Here is a 687-nt window from a genome sequence, read left to right as displayed (position 1 = left end):
ACGCAATAATTCCGTCTGCTATAAACTGAATAGCAAGTGCGGCAAGCAATACGCCGAGAAAGCGTCTTAGCACCTCATCACCAGTCCGACCTATTAATTTTTTGACTGGGCTAGCCAAGCATAATGAAATAAATGAGATGCATCCTACGACTATCACTGCACTAAACACCGCTAATTTAGCATCTAGAGTACTTGCTCCCGAATACAGCAAAACGACCATTGTCAGAGACCCTGGCCCAGCTATTAAGGGAACAGACATTGGAAACACAGCAATATCCCCTCGTCCGTCAAGACTCGCAAAATCGACGTCCTGAGTTATCATATTAAAAGCAGTGTAAAACAATAGTAATCCACCAGCTATTCGCAACGATTGAATATTAATACCTAGCTGACCTAACAATTCTTGCCCGTATAGAGCAAAGAGAATCAAAAGTAGCATACTAATTACTATTGCCTTGAAGGCCACTCTTATTCTTTCTCTTTCAGACTTTCCTTCTACCAAAGCGTTAAAAATCAAAGCAACACCTATGGGGTCGATGATCACAACTAATGCTGTTAATGCATTAAGAAATACAAGAATGTCCAAAATAAAAGTCCTAAAAACAAAAAACCCGCTCGAAGCGGGTTTAAATAGTAGTCTATATATATTTCTAGTGTGCTGAAATTGTCCAACGCGTGTGAGATTCA

1 protein-coding gene is annotated in these 687 nt (G+C 40.0%); it reads right to left on the bottom strand.

The window, feature by feature from the left end:
* The coding region (locus A3738_RS01535) for a MarC family protein (RefSeq protein WP_082889930.1) at positions 1-586 on the bottom strand (586 nt) is incomplete at its 3' end.
* Positions 587-687 lie beyond the last annotated feature (101 nt).

The sequence above is a fragment of the Oleiphilus sp. HI0066 genome (assembly GCF_001635725.1).
This window is presented reverse-complemented; position numbering and strand designations above follow the sequence as displayed.